22 protein-coding genes and 1 pseudogene are annotated in these 25,413 nt (G+C 66.2%); 5 read left to right on the top strand and 18 right to left on the bottom strand.

Going from position 1 to position 25,413, the window contains the following annotated elements:
• Positions 1-242 precede the first annotated feature (242 nt).
• The 4 genes from GBRO_RS20275 to GBRO_RS20290 form a co-directional block, all read right to left on the bottom strand.
• Entirely contained in the window at positions 243-1,640 is a 1,398-nt protein-coding gene (locus tag GBRO_RS20275) for an MFS transporter (protein ID WP_012835748.1), read from the bottom strand.
• Between the two features lie 145 nt (positions 1,641-1,785).
• Entirely contained in the window at positions 1,786-2,553 is a 768-nt protein-coding gene (locus tag GBRO_RS20280) for a GntR family transcriptional regulator (RefSeq protein WP_041920000.1), read from the bottom strand.
• Between the two features lie 11 nt (positions 2,554-2,564).
• Positions 2,565-3,068, bottom strand: a complete 504-nt coding sequence (locus tag GBRO_RS20285) for a DUF3830 family protein (RefSeq protein WP_012835750.1) — start codon at positions 3,066-3,068, stop codon at positions 2,565-2,567.
• Positions 3,065-4,474, bottom strand: a complete 1,410-nt coding sequence (locus GBRO_RS20290) for an amidase (protein ID WP_012835751.1) — start codon at positions 4,472-4,474, stop codon at positions 3,065-3,067. Before GBRO_RS20290 ends, GBRO_RS20285 begins: the two co-directional genes overlap by 4 nt.
• 56 nt (positions 4,475-4,530) lie before the next feature.
• Here GBRO_RS20290 and GBRO_RS20295 point away from each other — a divergent pair, with 56 nt between their 5' ends.
• Positions 4,531-5,289 carry a maleate cis-trans isomerase family protein gene (locus GBRO_RS20295; protein WP_012835752.1) on the top strand — a complete coding sequence of 253 codons (759 nt, stop codon included), beginning with the start codon at positions 4,531-4,533 and terminating at the stop codon, positions 5,287-5,289.
• Between the two features lie 4 nt (positions 5,290-5,293).
• Here GBRO_RS20295 and GBRO_RS20300 read toward each other — a convergent pair whose 3' ends face one another.
• The 12 genes from GBRO_RS20300 to GBRO_RS20355 all read right to left on the bottom strand — a co-directional run bounded on the left by GBRO_RS20300 (position 5,294) and on the right by GBRO_RS20355 (position 18,158).
• Positions 5,294-6,229, bottom strand: a complete 936-nt coding sequence (locus GBRO_RS20300) for an aminoglycoside phosphotransferase family protein (RefSeq protein WP_012835753.1) — start codon at positions 6,227-6,229, stop codon at positions 5,294-5,296.
• 10 nt (positions 6,230-6,239) lie between these two features.
• Positions 6,240-6,935 (bottom strand): response regulator, encoded by a 696-nt coding sequence (locus tag GBRO_RS20305; protein ID WP_012835754.1) that lies wholly within the window; start codon positions 6,933-6,935, stop codon positions 6,240-6,242.
• Positions 6,935-9,472 carry a sensor histidine kinase gene (locus tag GBRO_RS20310; protein ID WP_012835755.1) on the bottom strand — a complete coding sequence of 846 codons (2,538 nt, stop codon included), beginning with the start codon at positions 9,470-9,472 and terminating at the stop codon, positions 6,935-6,937. Before GBRO_RS20310 ends, GBRO_RS20305 begins: the two co-directional genes overlap by 1 nt.
• Before the next feature lie 36 nt (positions 9,473-9,508).
• Positions 9,509-10,141 carry a potassium-transporting ATPase subunit C gene (locus tag GBRO_RS20315; protein ID WP_012835756.1) on the bottom strand — a complete coding sequence of 211 codons (633 nt, stop codon included), beginning with the start codon at positions 10,139-10,141 and terminating at the stop codon, positions 9,509-9,511.
• Positions 10,142-10,148: 7 nt separating this feature from the next.
• Complete coding sequence (gene kdpB, locus GBRO_RS20320) at positions 10,149-12,215, bottom strand: potassium-transporting ATPase subunit KdpB (protein ID WP_370452924.1); 2,067 nt, start codon at positions 12,213-12,215, stop codon at positions 10,149-10,151.
• 89 nt (positions 12,216-12,304) lie between these two features.
• Positions 12,305-14,119 (bottom strand): potassium-transporting ATPase subunit KdpA, encoded by a 1,815-nt coding sequence (gene kdpA / locus GBRO_RS20325; RefSeq protein ID WP_012835758.1) that lies wholly within the window; start codon positions 14,117-14,119, stop codon positions 12,305-12,307.
• A 4-nt stretch (positions 14,120-14,123) separates the two neighbouring features.
• The gene (locus GBRO_RS20330; RefSeq protein ID WP_012835759.1) at positions 14,124-14,222 is read right to left on the bottom strand and encodes a potassium-transporting ATPase subunit F; all 99 of its coding nucleotides are present in this window, start codon (positions 14,220-14,222) and stop codon (positions 14,124-14,126) included.
• A 417-nt stretch (positions 14,223-14,639) separates the two neighbouring features.
• Positions 14,640-15,059, bottom strand: coding sequence for a PPOX class F420-dependent oxidoreductase (locus tag GBRO_RS20335; RefSeq protein WP_012835761.1), 420 nt, complete (start codon positions 15,057-15,059; stop codon positions 14,640-14,642).
• The gene (locus GBRO_RS20340; protein WP_012835762.1) at positions 15,056-15,805 is read right to left on the bottom strand and encodes a maleate cis-trans isomerase family protein; all 750 of its coding nucleotides are present in this window, start codon (positions 15,803-15,805) and stop codon (positions 15,056-15,058) included. The genes GBRO_RS20335 and GBRO_RS20340 overlap by 4 nt, the downstream gene beginning before the upstream one ends.
• 66 nt (positions 15,806-15,871) lie before the next feature.
• Positions 15,872-16,279: an SgcJ/EcaC family oxidoreductase gene (locus GBRO_RS20345; RefSeq protein WP_012835763.1), complete on the bottom strand. Its 408-nt coding sequence runs from the start codon at positions 16,277-16,279 to the stop codon at positions 15,872-15,874.
• A gap of 34 nt (positions 16,280-16,313) precedes the next feature.
• Positions 16,314-16,904 carry a DNA-3-methyladenine glycosylase I gene (locus GBRO_RS20350; RefSeq protein ID WP_012835764.1) on the bottom strand — a complete coding sequence of 197 codons (591 nt, stop codon included), beginning with the start codon at positions 16,902-16,904 and terminating at the stop codon, positions 16,314-16,316.
• Positions 16,905-17,315: 411 nt separating this feature from the next.
• A complete protein-coding gene (locus GBRO_RS20355) occupies positions 17,316-18,158 on the bottom strand; it encodes a MerR family transcriptional regulator (protein ID WP_223372616.1) in 843 nt (280 codons plus the stop codon).
• Positions 18,159-18,359: 201 nt separating this feature from the next.
• On the opposite strand from GBRO_RS20355, the gene sigK reads away from it, so the two are divergent.
• Positions 18,360-18,938 (top strand): ECF RNA polymerase sigma factor SigK, encoded by a 579-nt coding sequence (gene sigK / locus GBRO_RS20360; RefSeq protein WP_012835766.1) that lies wholly within the window; start codon positions 18,360-18,362, stop codon positions 18,936-18,938.
• A gap of 46 nt (positions 18,939-18,984) precedes the next feature.
• The gene (locus tag GBRO_RS20365; RefSeq protein ID WP_012835767.1) at positions 18,985-20,619 is read left to right on the top strand and encodes a dihydroxyacetone kinase family protein; all 1,635 of its coding nucleotides are present in this window, start codon (positions 18,985-18,987) and stop codon (positions 20,617-20,619) included.
• 585 nt (positions 20,620-21,204) lie between these two features.
• Here the strand turns inward: GBRO_RS20365 and clpB are convergent.
• Entirely contained in the window at positions 21,205-23,757 is a 2,553-nt protein-coding gene (gene clpB / locus GBRO_RS20375) for an ATP-dependent chaperone ClpB (protein ID WP_012835768.1), read from the bottom strand.
• Positions 23,758-24,128: 371 nt separating this feature from the next.
• Between clpB and GBRO_RS27410 the strand changes: the two are divergent.
• Positions 24,129-24,347 (top strand): annotated as a pseudogene (locus GBRO_RS27410) (manganese catalase family protein); the annotation flags it as partial.
• A gap of 73 nt (positions 24,348-24,420) precedes the next feature.
• Positions 24,421-25,059: a manganese catalase family protein gene (locus GBRO_RS20380; protein ID WP_256596541.1), complete on the top strand. Its 639-nt coding sequence runs from the start codon at positions 24,421-24,423 to the stop codon at positions 25,057-25,059.
• Between the two features lie 140 nt (positions 25,060-25,199).
• On the opposite strand, the gene GBRO_RS26415 is transcribed toward GBRO_RS20380, so the two are convergent.
• The gene (locus GBRO_RS26415; protein WP_155825195.1) at positions 25,200-25,361 is read right to left on the bottom strand and encodes a hypothetical protein; all 162 of its coding nucleotides are present in this window, start codon (positions 25,359-25,361) and stop codon (positions 25,200-25,202) included.
• Positions 25,362-25,413: the final 52 nt, after the last annotated feature.

Below are 25,413 nucleotides of genomic sequence, written 5' to 3' on the forward strand. Positions count from 1 at the left end.
CGCCCCACCCGCTGGTTGAGCCGCCGCCCCCTACCGCTGGTTGAGCCGCGACGGTCGAGCGAAGCGAGACCGCCGCGGCGTCGAAACCACCAGCGACACAACACTGTCCGCAACCGTCACCAGGTTTCGATACGCCCTCCGCTAGCGCTCCGGGCTACTCAACCAACAGAAGAAGGCCCCGGGCTACTCAACCAACAGAAGAAGAACCACCAGAGAACATCACCCAGTCAAGAAGGGGAGACTCAGCTGCCGCCACCCACCTTCATTCCCTGGATCTCCCGAAAGTCGTTCTCGCGGCTGGGAATCTCCGTACCGCGGATCGAGCATCCAGCCGTCTCCTTGAGGAATACCAGTGCCACCATGCCGATCGCACAAGCGCCCATCATGTACGCCGCCGGGAACAGACTCCACCCGGTATTCTCCACAACCGCATCGTTCACCAATGGCGCGGTACCACCGAAGGCCGCGGTCGCCACGTTGTAGGAGATGGCGAACCCGGCGTAGCGCACCTGAGTGGGGAACATCGCGGGGAAGGTCGCCGAGATGGTGGCCAGCTGCGGGATGTAGAGCAACCCGAGGATGACGAATCCGATGATCGCCCAGGCGAATCCCTGTCCCATCAGCCAGTACAGCGGCAACGACAGGACGAACAGGCCGATGAGCGACCCCCACCACATCGGCTTTCGTCCGGTGCGGTCCGACATCGAACCGAAGAACGGGATCATCACCATCATCGCGAGCTGCCCGATGAGCACCACCGTCGAGCCCGAGGTCTCTGACAACCCGATGGTGTTCTTCAGGTACGTCGGCTGATAGGCCAGCAGCGTGTAGTTGGCGACGTTCAGCGCGATCACCATCCCGAACATGATGAGGATCGGTCGCCAGTAATTGGACAGCAGGTCCTTGAATCGGGTCCAGGCCGTGCCTTCGATCTCGTCTTCGTACTCGAGTTCCTTGAAGACCGGGGTGTCCTCCATCTGCGAACGCAGATACAGCCCGATCAAGCCCATCGGTAGTGCCAGCAGGAACGGGATGCGCCAGCCCCACGTGTACATCGCATCGTCGGAGAGCAGCAGCTCCAGCAAGAGGACCATTGCCGTGCCGCCACAGAAGCCGGCCAGCGTGCCGAACTCGAGGAACGATCCGTAGCGGCCGCGCTTGTTGTCCGGTGCGTACTCGGCCATGAACGTGGCAGCGCCACCGTACTCACCGCCGGTGGAGAAGCCCTGGATCACGCGGAGCAGGATCAACAGTACGGGAGCCCACACGCCGGCAACCGCATGCGTGGGGAGCAGACCGATCAGTGCCGTCGCGCCGGAGATCAACAGAATCGTCATCGCCAGAACCGATTTGCGGCCGATCCGGTCCCCGATGGGACCCCAGATCATCCCGCCGAGCGGCCGTAGGACAAAGGAGATCGCGAAACCCAGCATCGTGCCGATGGTTCCGAGATCTCCTGGGAAGAATGCGTGCGTCAGATACGTTGTGGCCGCAGCGTAAACACCGTAGTCATACCACTCCGTCGCGTTACCGATCGCCGAGGCGCCGATGGCCTTGCGGAGCAGCTTCTTTCCTTCTGGCGATTCCGGATCCGGTGCCAGTTGTTCGTACACGTCCTTCGACGATGATGCCTCGGTCATCTGTGCCTCCTGAAAGTCGTTCGGCCAGTAGTCGTCTGCTGCGTCGGTGGGGTGCCTCACCGCTCCCTGATCTGCGCCCACTCCCTGAGGTGCGAGCTTGCGAGCCTCCCGCTCCCTGAGGTGCGAGCTTGCGAGCCACGAAGGGTCAGCCGACGGTCTCGACGCCGACGTCATCAACAACCAGCCGTCGAAGGCCGTCGGCCATGTGCTCCTTCATCAGTTCGTCTGCCGCCTGTGCTTCTCCAGCGGCTATCGCGTCCACCAACGCCTGATGTTCGTCGATCCGTTCCTTTCCCGAGGCATACGTTCCCCGCATGGCTCGCAAACACATTCGCGTCTCCACGAGAATGGTCTCGTGCAGACGCGACAACCGCTGACTTCCGGCAAGCTCGACGAGGGTCTGGTGAAAGCGCATGTCCGCCTCCGCCATCCCCGCGCCATTGGGTTCGTCGACATACGCACGCATGGCGTCTACCGCCGCGGCCAGCTCGCTCATCGCATCCGGATCACGTTGTGCGATCACCTGTTCGACGGCGGCACGTTCCACCGCGGTACGCGCGACGTACATGTCTCGGATGTCGTCGTCATCCATCGACACCACGAACAGCCCACGGTGACGGTGGCTGACCAGCAATCCCTCGGCCGTCAGGCGTTGCATCGCCTCCCGCAGCGGACCACGACTGACCCCAAGGTCCGCGGCGAGTCCCGATTCGGTGAGCTGTGCACCGGGCGGAAAGTCGCCGTTCGCGATGGCATTGTGCAACTTACGCGCAATGATTGCCGGTGTCGACTCCTGCACGAGGGGGGTGAGCACCCGACGACGCCCCCCCGCGCGACGTTCGCGCTGGTGAGCCGAGGTTCCATCACCACCCGGAGCTGAGCCGGGAGAAGCCACTCCGATCGCCACCGTCATTACCTTCTTTCTTACCCTGGATACCGGGCGTACGACAGCTTTTCGCCTCGTGCGCCCCCCATCCAGATGTCGTTGCAGGCCGTAGCGAACGCATCCAGCCCCTCGGTGATCGTCGCGAAGACGTTGCCGGGCACCCACCCGACATCGCCGTTGATCAGGAGATTGTTGCGGCCGTAGAACACTGCCAGATCGATCAGCAAACGATGTTCTGCGGGTGCGGAATCCGGCTGGTAGCCGTACGCCGGGTTGTCCAGCACGCCGTCGAAGGTGAAGTAGCAGAGGTCGCCGGGAATGGGTGTCACCGTGGTGTTCTCAGGACCGGGTTCGGTGGCCGCGAAAGACGGGAGTAACGTGTAGATCTCATTACGTGCGAACTTGCCGTGGTAGACCTGACCGCCCAGTGGCAGGGCATCCCACACGACGCCGGCGGTGCGTGGAGCCTCGTCGTCGAGCAGACGCGCGGTCGCGGTGACGCCCCGGGTTTCCAGGGTCACGCTGATGAATCGGTCGGTCATGGCCGTTGCTCCAGGGTCGCAAAGCCGCCGACCGCATTCTCGTAGGTGGCGGCCACGCGGAGGACTGTCGCGTCATGGTGACGCGCGCCGACGATCTGCACACCCGTCGGTAGCCGACCGTCGAATCCGCTGGGCACCGTGATGGCGGGCTGCCCGGTCAGGTTGAACGGGTAGGTGTACGGCGACCACGACGTCCATTCAGGCGATTCCCACCCGTCGGGAACAGTGCGGCCCGCCTCGAAGGCAACCGATGGCATCGATGGCGTGATCATGACGTCGAACTGCTCGTGCAGCCGCCCCATCTGGGTGCCGAGTTCCATCCGCAACGCCACCGCGTCGAGGTAGTCGGCCGACGTGATGTCGCGATGCCGTTCGATCGCCTCCAGCAACAGCGGGTCCACCCGCTCGTCGGCCGCCGGCCCCAAAGCTCCGACGACCGCCGCGGCGCCCGCGTACCACAGCACGTGGTAGGCCCACACCGGGTCCTCCCAGCCCAGGTCGACCTTCTCCACTTCGGCGCCGAGTTGTTCCAGTACTGCGACGACCTGGTCGGTATTGGCGTGCACCCCAGCATCATTCGTCCCGAACGTCAGGTCGGGACTGTACCCGATCCGCAAGCCGGCCAGGTCGGTTGTCGAGGCCACAGCGGCTGCGGCGCTGTCCGCGGGCGTGGGCAGCGCCGCCCAGTCACGCGGGTCGAATCCGCTGATCGTGTCCAACAGCAGCGCGACGTCGGCGACGGTCCGGGCCATCGGGCCCACATGCGCGACCGGCGCGAACGGGCTCGGCGGGTACATCGGCACCCGCCCGAGAGTTGCCTTGAACCCGACGATTCCGCAGAAGGCGGCCGGGATTCTGATCGAACCGCCGCCGTCGGTGCCCACCGACAGGGGTCCTAGGCCGGCCGCGACCGCCGCGGCGCTGCCGCCGCTGGACCCGCCGGAGGTTCGGGTGGTGTCCCACGGGTTGCGGGTGATCCCCGTCCGGGGGCTGTCGGTGACGCCCTTCCAGCCGAACTCCGGTGTCGTCACCTTGCCCAGCAGGACGGCGCCCGCCTCCCGCAGACGAGCCACTGCAGGGGCGTCGACGTCCCACTCGAGATCGTCGGGCTCGATCATCAGCGACCCGCGCAGGGTGGGCCACCCCTTGGTGAGCAGCAGGTCCTTGATGCTGACGGGCACGCCGTCAAGCGGTCCGAGCGGATTCCCGGCCGCGAAGCGTTCCGCCGACGCCCGGGCGGCAGCGACGCTGGCGTCCGCATCTACCAGGCAAAACGCGTTGATCTCCGGATCGACGGCGTTGATCGTCTCGAGGAGTCCTCCGACGATCGACTCCGGCGACACCTCGCCCGAGCGATAACCCGCGGCGAGCTCTGTCGCCGACATCCAACGAGCCCCGTCCGGCATGCGCCCCCTCCACTCTGGTTGGTAGATTGTTGACAATCTACTCGGGAGGTGACGGAGTGACAACCACGGTGGCGATGCTCTACCCCGGTCACGCGGCCGAAGACGACTATCCGCTCATCGAGGCGGCCGTCAATGCCGCCGGTGGGGATGCCGAGGGGGGTTCGAGGGTCCGGCTGCCGGTCGTCATCACCGACATCGACTCCGACGACCACACCGTCGACGCCATGCTCTCGGTCGGCGAGGAACACCGACTCATCGGCGGCGCCCGGCTGGCCACCGAGCAGCAGCCCGACGCCTTGATGTGGGCGTGCACATCCGGGAGCTTTCTCTACGGCTGGAAGGGCGCACGCGAACAGGCCCAGCGACTCGCCGACGCCACCGGCCTTCCTGCCTCCTCCACCTCGCTCGCCTTCGCCGCCGCCTGCGCAGCCATCGACGTGTCCCGGGTCGCGATCGCCGCCACCTATCCCGAGCCGGTCGCCTCCCGTTTCACCGATTTCCTCGGCGACGCCGGCATCGAGGTCGTCAGGCTGACGTCACACGACATCGAAACCGCTACCAAGGCAGGAGAACTCGACGGCGACGGCCTCTCCGCAATGCTGAACCGCTCGGATTCTCCACGCGCACAGGCGCTTCTCATCCCCGACACCGCACTCCACACCGCCATGTGGGTGGCCGATCTGGAGAGGAGAGCAGCCAAACCGGTTCTCACCGCCAACCAGGTCACCGCCTGGATGGGTCTGCGTCTGGCCGGCAACACGCCTGCCACACCAGAACTGGGCACCCTCTTCACTGTCCGACCCGCAGCCGGGTAGCCGGTCAGTCCATCACGGCCTTGGCCACCGCGATACACGTGGTGATCCACTCACGCTCCGACGACGTCAAGGCCCGCGACATCCGCTCGGCATCTTCGATCGCCCAGTGCGCGTTGAGGATCATCCGCACGATCACCCAGTCGCGGGCCCGGTCCGGATCGAGGCCGGCTCCGTCCACGATGGTGTGAAACCTGGCCCGCACCACCTCCCGCACGTCTCGTCGGCCGTGGGTGTCGAGATGATTCCACAGCATCGGGGCAGGCTCGTAGTGGGCGTCACCGGACAGCGGCTTCGGATCGATGATCACCCACTCGGAGCCGCCGCGCCGCAAAACGTTCTCGTGGTGCAGATCCCCGTGGATCATCACTCCGATGCTCGACGCATCAGCCACCAGATCTCCTCCCAGGGACAACGCCTGTTCGACCAGCCGCCGCGGAATCGGGGCATCGCGTGGCACGTCCGCCAATGCGTCGATCCATCGCTGGACGTAGGAGGTCAACGTCGCCAGCCGGCGTGGTGCCGGGATGTGCAGGCGCCCATACAGTTCGCCCACCACAGCGCATGCCTCGAGGTCGTCGACGCCGGTCAGGTCGTGCCGCTCCAACCGTTCGAGGAGAAGGGCACGACGACGCGGATCGGCACGCATCAGTGTCACCGCGCCGCGACCACCCCAGTGTTGAAGCCCCAAGGCTTCGTGGACCCCCTCGTCGTCGCCGTCGAAGGCGACCTTGAGCACTGCCTCACCGCCCGCCGAATCCCGTACCGGGATGACCAGCGATTCGAATCCGTGCCACAACGTCGCCCCGTCACGGCCGAGGTCCCAGTCTCCCAGCAGATCTGACGCGAGCCTGGGCAGGCGATCCAGCCAGTCGGCCCAGTCCGGACCGAGCTCTGCCTGCGCCACGAGCCCCGGCGGCAGTTCGTCGGCCGTGACCGTCACGGCGAGCCGCTCATGTCGCGACAAACCGGTATCCCATCCCTGCCTCGGTGATCAGGTGTCGTGGATGCACCGGGTCGTCCTCGAGCTTGCGGCGCAGACTCGCGAGGTAGACCCGCAGGTAGTTGCTCTGCCCAAGATAGGTCGGACCCCACACAGAATTGAGGATCTCCTTCTGCGACACCAGCTTTCCCTCGTTGCGCACGAGGATCTCCAGAATTTCCCATTCCGTGGGTGTCAGATGAATCCGTTCGCCGTGTCGGGTGACCTGTTTGGCCGCGAGATCCACCTGGAACGATCCGGCGTCGACCATCGGGACCTCGGGCAATCCCGAGGACACCGCGCCGCGTCGCACCGCAGCCCGAAGACGCGCCAGGAACTCCTCCATCCCAAACGGTTTCGTCACGTAATCATCGGCACCGGCGTCGAGGGCCGAGACCTTGTCGGCGGCATCGGAACGTGCTGAGAGCACGATCACGGGCACCGTCGTCCACCCCCGCAGTCCCTCCAGGACGGTCAGCCCGTCCATGTCGGGCAGCCCCAGATCCAGCACCACCACATGCGGATCCATCCGCGACGCCGCCGTCAGCGCCTCACGCCCGTCCGCGGCGGTGGTCACCGCGAATCCTCGCGCGTTGAGATTGATCCGCAACGCCCGCAACAACTGCGGCTCGTCGTCGACGACGAGCACGCGGACCTGGGGCTCCATCACAGCTCACCGGCCTCGGCCGGTGATGCGAACATCGGCAGCGAGACCTCCATGGTGGTCCCGCCGCCCGGGGTCCCCGACACCGAGATGGATCCGCCGACGGCGCGCACGAACCCTTGCGCCACCGAAAGACCCAGTCCCACACCGGTACTCGATCCATTGCGGTCGCCGTACTGCTGGAAGGCGGTGAACACGCGCTCGCGCTGCTCCGGCGGAATCCCGCGCCCGTGGTCGATCACCCGGATGACACAACGGGTCCCGTCGGGCCGCGCCTGCACCCGCACCTCGTCGCCGCCGTGGCGTACCGCGTTGTCGACGAGGTTGGCCAGCGCGCGTTCGAGCAGCCCGGCGTCGGTGTAGGCCCACTCCTGCTGGAGGTCCACGGTGACGTCCGGGGTGTCCACCGAGCGCCGGTCCACCGCGTACAGGGCACGGTGGATGACCTCGGCCAGATAGGTGCGGCGTAGTTCGGGCCGCACCACCCCGGCCGCCAGCCGCGACGAGTCCAGCAGGTTGCCCACCAGCGCCGACAGTTGATCGGTGGACTCCTCGATGGTGGCGAGCAATTCCTCGGTGTCCTCCGGGCTGAAGGTGACGTCGGTGCTGCGCAGACTCGACACGGCCGCCTTGGCCGCGGCCAGTGGGGTCCGCAGGTCGTGGCTGACCGCCGACAACAGCGCTCGCCGAAGTTCGTCGGTCTGGGCAAGCGCGGCCGCCTCGGCCGCCTCGGATTCCAGTTGCCGGCGTTGTACCGCTCCCGCCGCCTGGGTGGCCACACTCGTCAGCACCCGACGGTCACGGCCCCCGAGTTCCGGTCCGGTGAGCCACATCTCGAACTCACCGCCGGGCACCGGGCAGACCGTGGTGGCCGCCTGTTCATCGGCCGGCGGCTCGGTGCCCACCTTCGACTCGATCACCGGCGCACCGCGTTTGGGCCGCCGGATCAGCGTGACCCCGCGCTGATCGTAGGTTTCGCGCACCTTCTCCAGCAGGGCCGGGACATCGGCGCCGCCGAGGACGGTGGTGGAGAACAGCGACAACAGCTCGGCGTCGCGCCCGGCGCGCTGTGCCTGCGCACGGCGTACCGTCGCCGAATCCACCAGCACCGCAACGGCGATCGCGATCATCAGCATCACCATGATGGTGATCAGGTTGTCCGGCTCGTCGATGGTGAAGGTGTAGCGCGGATTGGTCAGGAAGTAGTTGAGGAGCAGACCCGACACCACCGCCGACAGTACGGCCGGGGCGATACCGCCGAGCATCGACACCGCCAGGACTGCGACGAAGAACAACGCCGACTCGCTCGAGAACCCCAGCCAGGGATCGAGGAGCATGAGTATCCCGGTCACCGCGAGCGGCACGAGAACCGCTGCGGCCCAACTGAGCGGCCGATGAAACCGCGTCTCCCGGATGTCGAGGCGATGGCGGCGCCTGGTCTCCTCGTGGGTCACCATGTGGACGTCGATACGTCCGCTCTCGCGCACCACCGTGGCGCCCACCCCCTCGTCGAGGATGCGTTGCCACCGTGGCCGCCGTGACGTACCGAGGACCAGCTGGGTGGCGTTGACCCCGCGGGCGAACTCCAGCAGTGTCGCGGGAACGTCGTCGCCGACGACGGTGTGGATCTTGGCGCCGAATCCCGCCGCCAGGTCGCGCAGCGCCGTCATGTCGATCGGTGTCCGCTGCGCCAGTCCGTCGCCGCGTACCACGTGGACCACGACGAGTTCGGCGCTCGACCGCGACGCGATGCGACTGGCCCGGCGGATCAGTGCCGCGGACTCCGGTCCGCCGGTGATGGCGACGACGACGCGTTCCCGCGCCTCCCACGTGGCCGTGATCGCGTTGGCGGCCCGATAGTCGGCCAGCGTGTCATCGACCCGGTCGGCCAGCCACAACAACGCCAGTTCCCGCAGCGCGGTGAGATTTCCCTGCCGGAAGTAGTTGGTCAGCGCCCCGTCGATCCGACGGCCCGGGTACACCTTGCCGGCGGTGAGGCGCTGCCGCAGAGCCTGCGGATCGATGTCGACGAGTTCGATCTGGTCGGCGGCGCGCACCGCCTCGTCGGGCACCGTCTCGCGCTGGGTGACACCGGTGATCTGGGCGACCACGTCGTTGAGACTCTCCAGATGCTGGATGTTGATGGTGGTCAGCACATCGATACCGGCATCGCGCAGGACCTCGATGTCCTGCCACCGCTTGGTGTTTCGAAGTCCGGGTGCATTGGTGTGGGCCATCTCGTCGACGAGGGCCACCTGCGGGTGCCGCTCGAGGACGGCCTCGAGGTCCATCTCCTCCAGGGTCGCGTCCCGGTAGGCGACGCTGGTCCGCTCGACCACCTCCAGCCCCTCGACGAGGGCCGCGGTGGCGGAGCGTCCATGCGACTCCACCACCGCGACAACGACATCGGAACCCTCGTCGATCAACCCCCGGGCCGTCGCGAGCATCTCATAGGTCTTGCCGACCCCTGGTGCGCATCCCAGGAATACCTCGAGCCGACCCCGGCCATCACCAGCTCGGCCATCACCGCTGTCGGCCATGACCGTCAGTGTATCGCGCGCTCCCCGGCCCGGCCGTCATGACCGGCAGGTCAACGGTCCGAGACCGAGAGCGAGGTTGACGTCGAGGACGTTGACCGTCGGCGACCCGAGAACTCCGAGCTGGCGGCCGTCGGTGTGCTCGGCGATGATCTCCCGAACACGCTGCTCCGACAGCTTGTTGACCCGGGCGATCCGCGGCACCTGCAGGGCCGCATAGGCCGGGCTGATGTCGGGATCGAGACCCGATCCCGAGCCGGTCACCGCGTCGGCGGGCACGCGGGCCGGGGCGACCCCTTCCCGCGTGGCGATGATCGTGCGGCGGGCGTTGATCCACTCGACGAGATCGGAGTTGTTGGGCCCCTTGTTACTCGCGGCCGACGCGGCCGGGTCGCCGGTCGCCATCGGCTCGCCCGACCCACCGAGAACTCGTGCATGCAGATACGGGTCCGGTTGACCGGCAGCGACATTGGGGTCCAGACCGATCAGCGACGACCCGACGTCGCAGCCGCGCGCGTCGGTGACCTGCGACCCTTCTGCGGAGTTCGACCCGATCCGGGACACGGCCCACACCGCGGCCGGATAGGCCACGCCGAGCAGCAGGGTCAGCGCGACGATCACGCCCAGTGCCGCAACACATTGCCGGACAAAGCCGGTGACAGTCATGTTCATCTCTCACTCACCCCATTCCCGGGAGAAAACGCACCACGAGGTCGATCAGCCAGATCCCGATGAACGGTGCGATCACCCCGCCCACGCCGTAGATCAGCAGATTGCGTCCGAGCAACCGTGAGGCCGACGACGGACGGTAACGCACACCCCGTAGCGACAGTGGGATCAGCGCGATGATGATCAGCGCGTTGAAGATCACCGCCGACACGATCGCCGACTGCGCCGAATGCAGGTGCATGACGTTCAGCGCATCGAGTTGCGGATAGATCCCGGTGAACATCGCCGGCAGGATCGCGAAGTACTTCGCCAGATCGTTGGCCAGCGAGAACGTGGTCAGCGCACCACGGGTGATCAGCAGCTGCTTGCCGATGGCGACCACATCGATGAGCTTGGTGGGGTCCGAGTCCAGATCCACCATGTTCCCGGCCTCTTTGGCCGCCGAGGTCCCCGTGTTCATCGCCAGACCGACGTCGGCCTGCGCCAGCGCCGGGGCGTCGTTGGTGCCGTCGCCGGTCATCGCGACCAGGCGTCTCCTCGACTGCTCCTTGCGGATCAGTGCCAGCTTGTCCTCGGGGGTGGCTTCGGCGATGAAGTCGTCGACGCCGGCCTCCGAGGCGATCGCGCGGGCGGTCAGCGGATTGTCGCCGGTGACCATGACAGTCCGGATGCCCATCGCCCGCAACTGCGCAAACCGCTGCGCCATACCGGGTTTCACGACGTCGGAGAGCCGGATGACACCGAGCACCCGGGCCGGCTCGCCGGCGGTACGCATGCCGACCATCAGCGGGGTGCCACCTTGGGCCGCGATCGCGCTGACCTCATCGGTGACCTCCGGATCGACTTGTCCCCCATTGGCATTCACCCAGCGCGTCACCGCGTCGGCGGCACCCTTGCGGTATTCGACGGTCCCAGTGCGCTCTTCGGCGTCGACACCACTCATGCGAGTCTGTGCGGTGAACGGCACCACGCGGTATCCAGGATGGATCTCCGCACGTGCTGCGGCCAGCTCCTCGCCATCGAGTTGTGCCACGCCATGATCGCGGACACACAGGTCGACGATGCTACGCCCCTCGGGGGTGTCGTCGGCGAGGCTGCACCGGTAGCTGACCGCGGCCAGCTCGGTCTCGTCGACTCCCGGCGCCGGCGCCAGAGCGGTGGCCCGACGGTTGCCGAAGGTGATGGTACCGGTCTTGTCCATCAGCAGGGTGTCGATGTCACCGGCCGCCTCGACCGCGCGACCCGACATGGCCAGGACGTTGCGCTGCACAAGCCGATCCATACCGGCGATGCCGATGGAGGACAGCAGCGCGCCGATGGTGGTCGGGATCAGGCAGACCAGCAACGCGATCAGTTTCACCGGGTCCGGCGACTGGCCCGCGTACTGCTGCATCGGCCCGACGGCCACCACCGCCATCAGGAAGATGATCGTGAGACTCGTGAGCAGGATGTCCAGGGCGATCTCGTTGGGTGTCTTCTTACGGGACGCTCCCTCGACGAGGGCGATCATCCGGTCCACAAAGGTCTCGCCGGGCGCGGTGGTGATCCGCACGATGATCTTGTCCGAGAGCACCACCGTGCCACCGGTCACCGCCGACCGGTCGCCACCGGATTCGCGTACCACGGGGGCGGATTCGCCGGTGATCGCCGACTCGTCGACCGTCGCGATGCCGTCCACCACATCACCGTCGCCGGCGATGATCTCGCCGGCCTCGACGACGATGAGGTCACCGATCTTCAGGTCCCCACCGGGCACCTCGACGATCTCGCCGTCTGCGGACAGACGACGGGCCATCGTGTCACGCTTCAATTTACGTAGGCTGTCGGCCTGCGCACGACCTCGCCCTTCGGAAACCGCCTCGGCGAGGTTCGCGAACACGACGGTGAACCACAGCCACACCGCAACCGTCCAGGAGAACCACGACGGATGCCACACCGCAAGAACCGTGGTGACGATGGCTCCGAGATAGACCACGAACATCACCGGATTGCGGGCCTGCGCACGCGGGGTGAGTTTGCGCAGGGCCTGCGGGATGGAGGTCACGAGCTGCCGGACGTCGAACGCCCCGGTGGTCACCAACTCCGGACCGGCGTCGTCGGCCGGAACCCTTGGGTGCGATGGTGGCCCGTCCGGCGTCGGAGACGTCGGGCCGCCGAGAAGAGGGGTCACAGTACTGCCTCCGCGATCGGTCCCAGCGCCATCGCCGGGAAGAAGGTGAGCCCGGCGACCAGCAAGATCGTGCCGAACAGCAAGGCACCGAACAGAATTCCATGAGTGGGTAGGGTCGCCGCATCATCGGCCGGGCCGGTTGCGCCGTGAGTGGCCACTGCCATGCCACCGGCGGCAGGTTGCGCGCCGGCACCGCCCTCGACGACCGCGGACACCGCGACCGGCGACGTGTCGGTGCTCGCCGCGTCGGCGGTCGACCCGCGGGGACGCTGCCGCGCCAGCAGTCCCGCGAGCGCAAGGACGAAGACGATGGGCAGGAACCTGCCCAGTAACATGGCCAGCCCGAGTGAGGTCTGGAACCAGTCGCTGGTCACCGTGAGTCCGCCGAAGGCGCTGCCGTTGTTGTTGGCGGCCGAGGCGAAGGCGTAGAGCACCTCACTGAACCCGTGGATCGATCCCGGAGAGCCGGGATCGCCGCTGTTGCCCTGGAATCCGATGGTGCTGCTCAGTATTGCCGTGATCGCGGTGCCGGTGAGCACCAGGGCCGGCATCACCAGGATGTACAGCGCAGCGACCGTGATCTCGTTCTGACCGATCTTCTTGCCCAGGAATTCCGGGGAGCGGCCCACCAGGAGTCCGCCGACGAAGACGGTGACGATGGCCATGATCAGGATGCCGTACAGTCCCGATCCGACGCCGCCCGGCGCCACCTCCCCGAGCAGCATGTTCCAGATCAGTGCTCCACCACCGACGGCGGAGAAGCTGTCGTGCGCGGAGTTCACTGCGCCCGTGGAGGTTCCGGTGGTCGACACCGCGAACAGTACCGAGCCGGGGATACCGAAGCGCTGTTCTTTACCCTCCATCATGGCACCGGCCGCCTGACCCGCGATGCCGTCGGTGCGTGATTCGAAGATCCAGACGATCGCCAGCATCGCCGACCAGATGGTCGCCATCACGCCCATCAGGGTGAGACCCTGGCGCCGGTCACCGACCATCGTGCCGTACGTGCGCGTCAGACACACCGGGATGATCAGCAGGGCAAGGATTTCCACCAGATTCGACAGCGGCGTCGGGTTGGAGAAGGGGTGTGCCGAGTTGGCCGACAGCGTTCCGCCGCCGTTGGTACCAAGTTCCTTGATGGCCTCCTGCGAGGCGAACGGGCCGAGGACGCTGTGCGCCTGTTCGCCGCCGAGGGTGGTGAAATCGAATCCGGTACCCAAGGACTGTACCGCCCCCTGGGTGAGCAGGATGAGCGCCACGATGAAGGCCATCGGGAGCAGAATCCGTACCGTACTGCGGATCAGGTCCACCCAGAAGTTCCCGACCTCCCCGCTGCCGCGACGATTGACGATACCCCGGACCAGTGCCATCGCGACCGCGAGACCGACTGCGGCAGAGACGAAGTTTTGTACCGCCAGGCCGAGCATCTGGGTCAGGTTGGACATCACCACCTCGGGTGAGTACGACTGCCAGTTGGTGTTGGACACAAAGGAGATGGCCGTGTTGAACGACATCGACGGCGACACACCCGGTTTGCCGTCCGACCAGGGAAGAACGCCTTGAAGACGTTGCAGTGCATAGAGAAACAGGAAGGAGATGAGCGAGAAGGCCAGCACCGCAAGGACGTAACCCACCCATGTCTGCTCACGCCGAGAATCGATGCGGCCGATGCGGTAGACCACCCGCTCCACCCGCAGGTCGCGGCTCGACCCGTAGACCCGTGCCATGTAGTCACCGAGCGGGACATAGGCGAGTGCCAGCACCAGAATGAGAATGCCCACCTGGATCAGTCCGGCTGTCGTGGTCGACACGATGTCAGAACCTTTCCGGGGCGATGAGGGCGACCACCAGGTAGAGGACGACCCCGGCGGCCAGCGCCACCAGCAGGATGTTGGTGATCCCCGCCCCGGTCATCGTCCGACTCTCGCGTCGATCGCACGGACGGCCAGCAGGCACACCACAAAGCCGGCCACCGCCACGAGCAGAAACAGCACGTCTGACACTTGCACTCCTCATCCGATCGCAAACCCGCCCAGCCTGTCGTTTCGGCTGCGCGCGAGGTCAGCATCGCCCCACGTCGGGCCGGGAGGAAGGGGTCTTAACGCGATCCATACGCGCCGGCCGCACAATTTGACGCCCGTTCACGCATCGGCTGCGGGGTGTGTCAACATCGCGTCACCATGGGGGTGACCGCCGTACCGATCGCGTTGCCGGGTCCTGATCATCGGCGGACGACGGCGTACCGCGCCGATGGTGGCCTGCGAACCGGGGCGATCAGCCCGGTGAGTCACGAATCGAGCTGTGCGCGAGCCTATTCCGCGTCGGAACCGATCACCGAAATGACGTCGCGTCGGAGCCTGCAGTGATCGCGATCCCGATGGTGCCGTCTTTGCCTCGGCGTAACAGACTCGCCTTGATGAGCAACCAGCCGAGCAGCCCGTACTTCTTGCTGATCGCCGATCGTGTTCGCTCGGTGCCGGCGGCATCGAGGATCGCGCCGGTGCCCTCGACCCGATCGCCGGTGACCTTCTTCCCGCGGGCGTCGCAGGCCTGAACCACAACACGCGGGTCACGCCGGAGCCGCTTGACCTTCCAGGCCTCGGTCTCGGTCCAGACCAGCAGCCGCCCGCCGTCGAGCGCGGCCCACACGGGCGTTGCAACGGGTGTCCCGTCCTTGCGGAACGTGGTGAGCTGCACGTACTTTGCGGTGCCAGCGGTACCGAAACCGGCGGCCGACGAGTCCTGGGTCATGCCGCCATGTTACGTGCGAACAACGATTGCCGGTGGGCGGTGTGTGTTGCCGCCATCGGAATTCGCTCCCCACCGATAACCCCGGCGTCGACGAGCGTCGCCCATGCGGTGACCTGATTCGCCGAGAGGACCGGCTTGCCGAGCTCGGCCTCCATCTCGGCGAGGATGTCGTAGGTCCACAGGTTGGTGCAGGACACGAACACCGCGTCGGCTTCGGGATGATCGGCGGCGCGGATGAGTGCGGCGGTCACCTCGTAGGGGATCGTCCAGATCCGGTGGTCGCGGCCGAGTCCGGCCTGGCTGACCACTGAGCGCCCGGATTCGGCGAGAAAGTCACACAGCAGTCCGGTCAGTGACGACGTATAGGGTGTGGCCACCGCGAGTCGGCCGATATTCATCGCGTCCAGGGCTCGCAGCAGGGCCTCCGAGGTGGTCACCGCCCGTTCAGCCCCCGCGGCCCGCATGCAGTTGGAGATCTCGACGGCCCCGGCCAGCCCGTAGACGAAGCTGCCCGACGCACACGCATACCCGAAGGCTTGCGGCCCTACTGACGCGACCGCCCGCACCGCCGCGGTGATCTCGGCGTGGTTGTTCAGATCGCGACACAACTCGACGTCGACGGGGGCATCGATGAACCCGGTGCGCGTGAAATACAGCGACACCGCGTCGGGCATCCACCGCCACAGCTCACGGTCGAGTGCCATGTCGAAGGGACACACCATCCCGATGCCGATCTGAGCCTCCATGCAGGAATGGTGACACATTGTCGGATTGTCAACAATCCCGCCGTTGTGACGATTGCGTTAACGTGATCAGGGCCCAATCGGCGTGTTCTGGCCCGCTGCCACCCACCAGCGACCGCCGCGCTCCACCAGCACATACATCGCCATGTCGGAGAAGCCGCCACCCCGCGCATGACGGCCGATCTGAACGACGGCCACCCCGGGCGCGGGGTTGGTCGCCTGCGCAACGGAGAAATCCGAGGGCGGTGCAACCTGTTGGGCAAAGAGTCGATGATGAATCGCGTTGAGGGACGCAAACCCTTGCAGCACAGCCCCTTTGGGCGTCCCCCACAGGATGTCGTCGGCGAACAACGCGTCGTAGGCATCGGCGTCGGAGTCGTCCACGCCGGATTGCAGGGCATCCACGAGCGCATCGACCGCCGCGAACGCCTCCGGCTGCCGCAGATTCAGGACCGGACGATTGCGCGAGTCACTCATACCGTCGACGGTAGGAGTTCAAGTCACGTTGAGGTCAAGCGTTGCGGAGATGCGCAGCCGTGACCTCGTCCCGAATCACACAATCGACGGCGTGATCGTTGACCATCCCCGTCGCCTGCATGAGCGCGAACATCGTCGTCGGGCCGACGAAACGCCACCCACGCTTCTTCAGATCCTTGGATAGTGCAACCGATTCCGGCGAGGTCGTCATCGACCCGGGTACGTGATCGTCCGCGGGTGCATAGCGCCAGAAGAACGACTCCAACGATCCCTCCGCGTCGATCAGATCCAGCGCGGCGCGCGCATTGTTGATCGTCGCCTCAATTTTCCCGCGATGCCGAATGATCCCCGCGTCATCGAGCAGCCGGCTGACGTCGGCGTCTCCGAACCGTGCGATCTTCTCGAAGTCGAAGCCGCTGAACGCGGCCCGGAAGTTCTCCCGCTTGGTGAGGATGGTCCGCCAACTGAGCCCCGACTGGAATCCCTCGAGGCAGACCCGCTCGAACAGCGCCACATCCCCGGCGAGCGGAAACCCCCACTCCGTGTCGTGGTAGGTGGTCTCGGGCTCCTTGGCCGCCCACGAACACCGCGACCGGCCATCGGCTCCGACTACGACATCGGACATTGAGCGCCTCCTCGATTCGATGCCGGAAGACTACCCACGCACACCGACACAACTCCTGCCCCTTCCGCCGGTTCAGCCACGCCCCGCCCGCCGATCGAGCGCGCCCCCTGTCCACCCGCTGGTTGAGCCGCGACCGACGAGCGAAGCGAGGCGGCCGCGCGTCGAAACCCACCCCACCCGCTGGTTGAGCCGCGACGGCGAGGAACGAGCCGCCGCGCGTCGAAACCACACGCCACCCAACCATGTCCGCAACCACCGAAACCCACCCAAACCGAAACCGAAACCGCCAAGGAATTGTCAGACCGCGTTCGTACCATGGGCACAAAGGTTCGAAGAGAACCCCAACACCCTCGGGGGAGGTGACCACCACGACCACACCACCGGCAGCCGCATCGGCTGCCACCAGCGGGTTCAACCGAGGGCGACGATCGGCATCGCGAGTTCGGTCAGCCAGGCATCTTCCGGCTCGGGGTACCCCACCAGGTACGTCTCCCGAGCAGTGCCGTCGGTCCGGTACCCGTTGTCCTCGATCCATGTGGCCAGCGCTTGATAGCCCTCACCGATGTCTGCCATCCGGCCGTGATGCACATAGGTGGCCGCCTGCTCGGTGCCCGGCAGCGTCACCACGTCCAGACCGTCGACGCAGCTCACCGTCGGACCGTCGTCGATGGGACACGCAGCCGTCACGATCAGCGCGTCCCCGCCGGCGGGTGCGTACGTGGCCACTGCCGGGCCCGCCGGCACGCCGCCACTGCCCATGACCGCCTCGTACAGGGTGGCGAACAACCGGCTGATCACCGGACCAATGACGTCGCTCGTGGTGCTCTCCGCGGTGTCGGACAGCGTCGCGGCCCGAACCGCCGCGAGACTCTTCACGGTCACATTGTTGGTACTCATGGTGCCTTCCTTCTCGATCATTCGGAGTCTCGCCTCGATACGGGTCAGCCGATCCTGGTCGGCCGTGATCTGCTCGGCCACCTGGGCTCGACGCAGACGTAGCATTCCGCGCAGTTCGGCGGGCGCCACGTCGGCGTCGAGGATTCGGGCCACCTCGGCAAGCGTGAACCCCAGATCCTTCAGCGCGACAACACGATTCAGTCGACGCAATTGGTCGGCGGTGTAGTACCGATACCCGGTGAACTCGTCGACCCGAGCCGGCGGCAACAGGCCGATCCGGTCGTAGTGCCGAAGCATCCGGATCGACACCCGACCCATTGTGGCGAAATCTCCGATGGTGAACATGACGGCACTCACGCTCCTGTCTCACACCGTGTCAGGGTCAACACTCTCATCACTCGCCACGATCGTCGTTACCGACTCGTGATCATCGGTTGCGATCGCATCCCGGTCATGCGCGCGCCCGTGAGATGTCGCCCCGAGGCTCCTAGCGTCGATGACAACGACGACGTCACCGTGCGCCGTCCCACGACCCCCGAGGTCGGGAGAGGACCGACGATGACCATTTCCGCGCACCCCACAGCCGGCCCCGACGACCTGGGCGCATTGCTCGACCGTGTCGGCAAGGGCGATGCCGCCGCCTTCGCCACCTTCTACGACCTCACCGCGCAGCGCGTGTACGGCATGGCGCTACGGGTCATACGCGACCGCGGCTTCAGTGAGGAGATCACCCAGGAGGTGTACCTGACGGTGTGGCGGACCGCGAACACCTTCGACGGCTCGTCGGGATCGGCTCTGTCGTGGGTGCTGACCATGGCGCATCGCCGGGCCGTGGATCGCGTCCGGTCGGAGGTCGCCAGCCGCCGTCGCACGCTCGCGCATGGTCAGGCGGCGATCACCCCTCCGTTCGACGAGGTCACCGAGATCAGTGAGCGGCGCGAGGCCGCCCGACTGGTGCGCTCCGGCCTGCAACGACTCACGCCTGCGCAGCGAGAGTCCATCGAGCTTGCCTACTTCGACGGACTCACCTATCGCGAAGTGGCAGAACGACTTCAGGTTGCACTTCCCACGGTGAAGTCACGAATCCGGGACGGTATGCGGCGTCTGCGGCTCAGCGTCGCCGACACCGCGGCCTGACGTCCGAAGCCGAATCCTGACCCACGGGCGTGGTTACGGTGGAGTGGTGAGCACTCGCCCGTACGTCCTGAACAGTCCCGATTCCTTCATCACCGACGCACTGCGCGGCCTTCTCGCCGCCAATCCGGCGATCGTCTGGCAGGCAGATCCCGGTTTCCTCTACCGCCGCGACACGGACGATGATCGCGTGGCCGTCATCTCCGGCGGCGGATCGGGTCACGAACCCATGCATTCGGGGATGATCGGCGCGGGAATGCTGGATGCGGCCTGCCCCGGCCTGGTGTTCACCAGTCCCAACGCGCTGCAGATCGCCGCGGCCACCCGCCAGGTCGACCGCGGGCGCGGTGTTCTGCACATCGTGAAGAACTACACCGGCGATGTGATGAACTTCCGCATCGCCCGGCACATGCTGCGCGACGAGGTGACCACTGACCACGTCGTCGTCGACGACGATGTGGCGACCGAGTCGGAATCGGGTCCGGGCCGACGCGGCACCGGAGCGACGATCATCGTCGAAAAGATCTGTGGCGCAGCAGCTGCGCGCGGTGACGAGCTCACCGAGGTCGCCGAGATCGGTCGTCGCGTTGGCGCCGACGCCCGGAGTTTCGCGGTGGCCTACCGCGCCTGCACCACCCCCGGGTCGTCCGCACCGAGCTTCGAACTCGACGACGAGGAGATGGAACTCGGGGTCGGTATCCACGGCGAGGCCGGCGAGGACCGGACCACGATCGTCGGAGCGCGCGAACTGGTCGGCCGGATGCTCGACCGCATCGTCGACTCGCTGTCGCTGACCTCCGACGAGCAGGTGATCTGCCTGGTCAACGGCCTGGGGTCGGCGCACCCGCTCGAGTTGTCGCTGGTCTTCGGCGAGGTGATCTGCAATCTCGACGAGCGTGGTGTCACGGTCGAACGCGCGATGGTCGGCACCTTCGTCACCGCCCTGGACATGACCGGCTTCTCCATCACCCTCGTCCGCGTCGACGACGCCATTCTCGAGCTATTCGACGCCGAGACCTCGGCTCCCGCATGGCCTTCCGTCATCGCCCGGCCGACACAGGTCGACGAGGTCACCTTTGCCGAGCCGGCCGACACAGCCGCCGACGGACCAGAATGCGGCTGGCTGTCCGACTTCGTGAGCCGCGTCGTCGATTCCGTCGACGATCTGACCGAACTCGACAAGCAGGCCGGCGACGGTGACTTCGGCACCAACATGACTGCGGCCCTCGGCCACTTCGACCTGCCGTTGCGTGGCTCGGACACCGCGGTCCTGCACGCCATCAGCACCTCGTTCTTTGTCCGGGCGGGCGGCACCTCGGGTGCTGTCTTCGGCGTCCTGTTCCGATATCTGGCAACAGCTTTCGAGGACGCGAACAGCTTCGACGAGGCACTTGGAGATGGTGCGTCGTCGGCACTCGGGGAGATCGGCGATCTCGGCGGCGCACAGGTGGGCGACAACACGATGGTCGACGCCCTTGCTCCGGCCGTCGACGCCCTGCGAGACGGACGATCACTGGCAGAGGTCGCCGATGCCGCCGAAAGCGGAGCCGAATCCACTCGTGACACAACGGCTTCCAAGGGACGCGCGAGCTACGTGGGCGAGAACGCCCGGGGCGTCGTCGATCCGGGTGCGCTGGTCACCTCGTGGCTGTTCCGCGCCGCCGCGCAGAGTCAGGCCCGATAGATCTCCACGTGCGTGCCGGTGACGACGCCGACGTTCAACAACGAAGTGCGCCAGCTGGTCCTGCGGTTGCTCGCGGCATGGCCGGTCCGGGGGGGACCAGCGACTGGATTGTTCACAGGGGCCCACTTCATAGAGCGGAACCTGTTTGGGCCGACCGTGGACACCCCAGCACTCGACGGTCAGGACATACTCGCCGCTCTGCGGAGCATAAGTGTCGTGGCAGGTGGTCGAGGCGTCCCACCGGACGTTGCAGTTCCCCGTGCCGGCGTAGGCGGCGACCGTCGCGCAGGAGACTCCGACACGCACGTGGCCGCGAGCTTTGCCCAGGTCCTCGTGCTCCTGGTCATGGCGGCTCCGTTGCACGGCACATCGGAATTGTCGTTTCAGCGGCGACGAACCTTAGCCCTTGCCCACCGCAGTGACTGAGGACGGGCCCCTGAGCGACCGGATCGGGACTATTCCCGAGGACAGCCGTCAGGGGCCCGTTCTCAGTCATCTCGGCCGAGCACCGACGGCTCGGTCGGTACCGGACACCGACGTGATGGGCTGCTCCACCAGGTGGGACAGCCCATCACATCAATCAATTCAGCCGAGCACCAACGACTCTCCGTCGGCGCTGACGTTCACCGGCACCACATCGCCGTCGCGGATGTCGCCGGCCAGCAACGCCTTGGCGAGGCTGTCGCCGATGGCCTGCTGCACCAGCCGGCGCAGTGGCCGCGCACCGTAGAGCGGATCGAATCCGCGCTCGGCGAGCCATTCCTTGGCCTTCGGCGTGACCTGCAGTTCCAGCCGACGCTGTGCCAGCCGCTTACCGAGCTGGGCGAGCTGGATGTCGACGATGGACACCAGTTCCTCGGGGCTCAGCGCGTCGAAGATGATGACGTCGTCGAGCCGGTTGATGAACTCCGGCTTGAACCGGCTGCGGACCGCCGCCATCACCTGATCCTTGTCGCCGCCCGCGCCCAGGTTGGACGTGAGGACGAGGATGGTGTTGCGGAAGTCCACCGTGCGACCCTGACCATCGGTCAGGCGACCCTCGTCGAGGACCTGCAGCAGCACGTCGAAGACGTCCGGGTGGGCCTTCTCGATCTCGTCGAACAGCACCACCGTGTACGGCCGACGCCGCACCGCCTCGGTCAGCTGACCGCCGGCCTCGTAGCCGACGTAACCGGGAGGGGCACCCACAAGTCTTGCCACGCTGTGCTTCTCGCCGTACTCGCTCATGTCGATGCGGACCATCGCCCGCTCGTCGTCGAACAGGAACTCGGCGAGCGCTTTGGCCAGCTCGGTCTTGCCGACGCCGGTCGGGCCGAGGAACATGAACGAACCCAGCGGCCGGTTGGGGTCGGCGACCCCGGCACGGGCGCGGCGCACGGCGTCGGAGACCGCGACCACAGCCGCCTTCTGGCCGATGACCCGGTGTCCCAGTTCCTCTTCCATGCGCAGCAGCTTGGCGGTCTCACCTTCGAGCATGCGCCCGGCAGGGATTCCGGTCCACGACGACACGACCTGCGCCACGTCGTCGGGGCCGACCTCCTCCTGGAGCATCACGTCTTGCCCGGGATCGGTGCCGGTCTTCTCGATCGCGGCCTCGAGGTTCTTCTCGAGTCCGGGGATCTTGCCGTACCGCAGTTCGGCCGCACGGCCCAGATCGCCGTCACGCTCGGCCCGATCTGCCTCTCCGCGAAGCCGTTCCAGCTCTTCCTTGAGGTCGCGGACCGCGTCGATGGCGGTCTTCTCCGATTGCCAGCGGGCGCTCAGCTCGTTGAGCTTTTCCTTCTGGTCGGCCAGTTCCTGACGCAGCTTCTCCAGCCGCTCCTTGGATGCGGCGTCCGTTTCCTTCTGCAGCGCAACCTCTTCGACCTCCAGACGGCGAACAATGCGCTCCACCTCGTCGATTTCGACGGGGCGCGAGTCGATCTCCATCCGCAGTCGCGACGCGGCCTCGTCGACGAGGTCGATGGCCTTGTCCGGCAAGAAGCGGGAGGTGATGTAGCGGTCGGACAGCGTTGCCGCGGCCACCAGGGCGGAGTCGGTGATGCGCACACCGTGGTGCACCTCGTACCGATCCTTCAGGCCACGCAGGATGCCGATGGCGTCCTCGACGGAGGGTTCACCGACGTACACCTGCTGGAAGCGGCGCTCGAGGGCGGCGTCCTTCTCGATGTACTTGCGGTACTCCTCGAGGGTGGTCGCGCCGACCAGCCGCAGCTCACCGCGAGCCAGCATCGGCTTGATCATGTTGCCGGCATCCATCGCGGAATCGCCTGTCGCGCCGGCACCCACGATGGTGTGCAACTCGTCGATGAAGGTGATGACCTGCCCGGCCGATCCCTTGATCTCGTCGAGGACGGCCTTGAGTCGTTCCTCGAATTCGCCGCGGTACTTGGCGCCGGCCACCATCGAGCCCATGTCCAGGGAGATGACGGTTTTGCCGCGCAACGATTCCGGGACGTCCCCGGCGACGATGCGCTGGGCCAGCCCTTCCACGATGGCGGTCTTGCCGACGCCGGGCTCACCGATGAGCACCGGGTTGTTCTTGGTACGGCGACTGAGCACCTGCACGACGCGCCGGATCTCGGTGTCCCGGCCGATGACCGGGTCGAGTTTGCCCTCGCGGGCCGCGGCGGTCAGGTCGGTGGAGTACTTCTCCAGTGCCTGATACGTCGATTCGGGGTCCTCCGAGGTCACCCGGGCGTTGCCGCGCACGGCGACGAAGGCCTCGCGCAACGCCTGCGGGGTGGCCCCGGCGTTGTGCAGCAGTTTGGCGACGTCGGAGTCGCCGGTCGCCAGACCGACCACCATGTGTTCGGTGGAGACGTACTCGTCGTCGAGCTCACCGGCAAGCTGCTGAGCGGCACTGATGGCCGCGATCGACTCGCGGGAGAGTTGTGGCGTCGAGCTGGCACCGGACACCGTCGGCATGCGATCGACCATCGCCTGGGCCTGCGCACGAACATTCGACGGGTCCACCCCGACCGCTTTGAGCAGCGGCGACGCGATGCCGTCGGACTGATCGAGCAGGGCCACAAGGATATGGGCCGGTCGCACGTCGGGATTTCCAGCGCTGGCCGCCGCCTGCACAGCAGCACTCAACGCTTGCTGTGTCTTGGTGGTGGGGGTGAAGCTGTCCACTCGCGTGCACCTTTCTCTTTAGTCCAACAGGCTCAAGTATGAGCCATTCGAGAGGTGCAACGCCAGTAGAGTTGAGTCCATTCCGCTCAACTTAGATTTACGAGTGATCCCGGTCACATTAGCTGGGTGCTGCGCGTATGAGGGATCGCCAGCAGTGCGACGACGGGAGTTCACCCACCACTGCGAGTGTTTGTCACCTGTCTCCACGGAGTATCCCGACGTTGAGCCGCTGATCTCCAGTCCGTGTGGACCATCGGTCACCATCAACCGAAGCCAACTCCACCGCCATCCCCTGACGCGGCCACCCTCGATCACCTTGTGCGGTCGTCGGCTGCCGTCCGGCGGGTGTTCGGGGTCACCGGAGGAACGCCATGTACTTGCACACCCAGCAACTCATCAACGAAATCGCCGTCGACGAGCCGGACCCCGCCGCGGCCAACGCGCTGCAGGAGGGACTCGGCGGCCAGTTCGGCGAGATGCGCACGATGATGCAGTATCTGTTCCAGAGCATGAACTTTCGCGGCGATCCCACCTCGAAGCCCTACAAGGATCTGCTGCAGGGCGTGGGCACCGAGGAGATCAGCCACGTCGAACTCATCGGCACCACCATCTCGCGACTGCTCGACGGGTCGCCCGAGTACTCCGGCAAGAAGACCGATCCGGGTGGACAAGCCGGGCGCCAAGGGTGCGACGCCGCTCAAGATCGCGTTGGATACCAGCAACATTCACCACTATCTCGTGGGCGCTCAAGGCGCTCTGCCGGTCGACGCGGCCGGCAACCCGTGGTCGGGGTCGTACGTGTACAACAGCGGCAACCTGGTTCTCGACCTGCTCTACAACCTGATGCTGGAATCGACCGGGCGCCTGCAGAAGTGCCGGATCTACGAGATGACCGACAACAAGACCGCACGGTCGACAATCGCCTACCTCATCGTCCGCGACCAGGCACATGAGAACGCCTTTGCCAAAGCACTGGAGAGTCTCGGTGTGGATTGGGGCACCGTTCTGCCGATCCCCAAGACCAACGCGGAGAAGTTCCCCGAGGTGAAGAAGCTGCTGGACAAGGGTTTACAGAGCATCCAGTACACCTTCAGCTCCGACGACCAGAGCCAGGCGGCCAAGCTGTACCGCGGTGCCTCGCCGTCGAACGTCGGGACCGAACTGAGCACCGCGGTGATGCCCGAGGGCTTCCCGATGACGATCGCACCGGATCGTCGTGAGGAGTTCGCTCCCGGCCTGGACAAAGATCTGCTGGCACTCATCCAGGCGACCGCGGAAGTGGAGATCGCTGAACAGAAGTGAGACCACGCAGTTGACCGGGATGACACCGGACAGCGCCAGTATGCGGATAAACGCATCTGGTGGCTGACCGGTGTCATCTGGGTCAGCGGCTCGCAGATATCTGGGTCGGCAGAGCCGAAACCTCTAATGGCCCAATTCTCTCAGCGGTTCAAATCAATCCGTAGGTCCCACGGCTCTGCGGGGAATGGGCGCGGGGCCACCATCCGGACGCCCTCCTGGAGTTCGGTATGAACGTCGGCCATCTCGCCGAGGTCGCGCCAGTCATCGAGCGACATCAGCCGAGGACCAGGAGTTGCGGTCATGGTGCACGAGTCTACGAACGCGGACGCACGACCACGAGTGCAAAATTCACAG

It is taken from the genome of Gordonia bronchialis DSM 43247 (assembly GCF_000024785.1).
In the GTDB taxonomy this organism is placed as follows: Bacteria; Actinomycetota; Actinomycetes; order Mycobacteriales; family Mycobacteriaceae; genus Gordonia; species Gordonia bronchialis.

Excerpts from the sequence above, each read along its gene's own strand:
- GBRO_RS20335 (WP_012835761.1), bottom strand. The coding sequence starts at position 15,059 with ATGACCCAGGACTCGTCGGCCGCCGGTTTCGGTACCGCTGGCACCGCA.
- GBRO_RS20340 (WP_012835762.1), bottom strand. The coding sequence starts at position 15,805 with ATGGAGGCTCAGATCGGCATCGGGATGGTGTGTCCCTTCGACATGGCA.
- GBRO_RS20290 (WP_012835751.1), bottom strand. The coding sequence starts at position 4,474 with ATGCCGGACGGGGCTCGTTGGATGTCGGCGACAGAGCTCGCCGCGGGT.
- GBRO_RS20275 (WP_012835748.1), bottom strand. The coding sequence starts at position 1,640 with ATGACCGAGGCATCATCGTCGAAGGACGTGTACGAACAACTGGCACCG.
- GBRO_RS20280 (WP_041920000.1), bottom strand. The coding sequence starts at position 2,553 with ATGACGGTGGCGATCGGAGTGGCTTCTCCCGGCTCAGCTCCGGGTGGT.
- GBRO_RS20285 (WP_012835750.1), bottom strand. The coding sequence starts at position 3,068 with ATGACCGACCGATTCATCAGCGTGACCCTGGAAACCCGGGGCGTCACC.
- GBRO_RS20315 (WP_012835756.1), bottom strand. The coding sequence starts at position 10,141 with ATGAACATGACTGTCACCGGCTTTGTCCGGCAATGTGTTGCGGCACTG.
- sigK (WP_012835766.1), top strand. The coding sequence starts at position 18,360 with ATGACCATTTCCGCGCACCCCACAGCCGGCCCCGACGACCTGGGCGCA.
- GBRO_RS26415 (WP_155825195.1), bottom strand. The coding sequence starts at position 25,361 with ATGACCGCAACTCCTGGTCCTCGGCTGATGTCGCTCGATGACTGGCGC.
- GBRO_RS20345 (WP_012835763.1), bottom strand. The coding sequence starts at position 16,279 with ATGAGTGACTCGCGCAATCGTCCGGTCCTGAATCTGCGGCAGCCGGAG.
- GBRO_RS20350 (WP_012835764.1), bottom strand. The coding sequence starts at position 16,904 with ATGTCCGATGTCGTAGTCGGAGCCGATGGCCGGTCGCGGTGTTCGTGG.
- GBRO_RS20305 (WP_012835754.1), bottom strand. The coding sequence starts at position 6,935 with ATGGAGCCCCAGGTCCGCGTGCTCGTCGTCGACGACGAGCCGCAGTTG.
- GBRO_RS20310 (WP_012835755.1), bottom strand. The coding sequence starts at position 9,472 with ATGGCCGACAGCGGTGATGGCCGAGCTGGTGATGGCCGGGGTCGGCTC.
- GBRO_RS20330 (WP_012835759.1), bottom strand. The coding sequence starts at position 14,222 with ATGACCGGGGCGGGGATCACCAACATCCTGCTGGTGGCGCTGGCCGCC.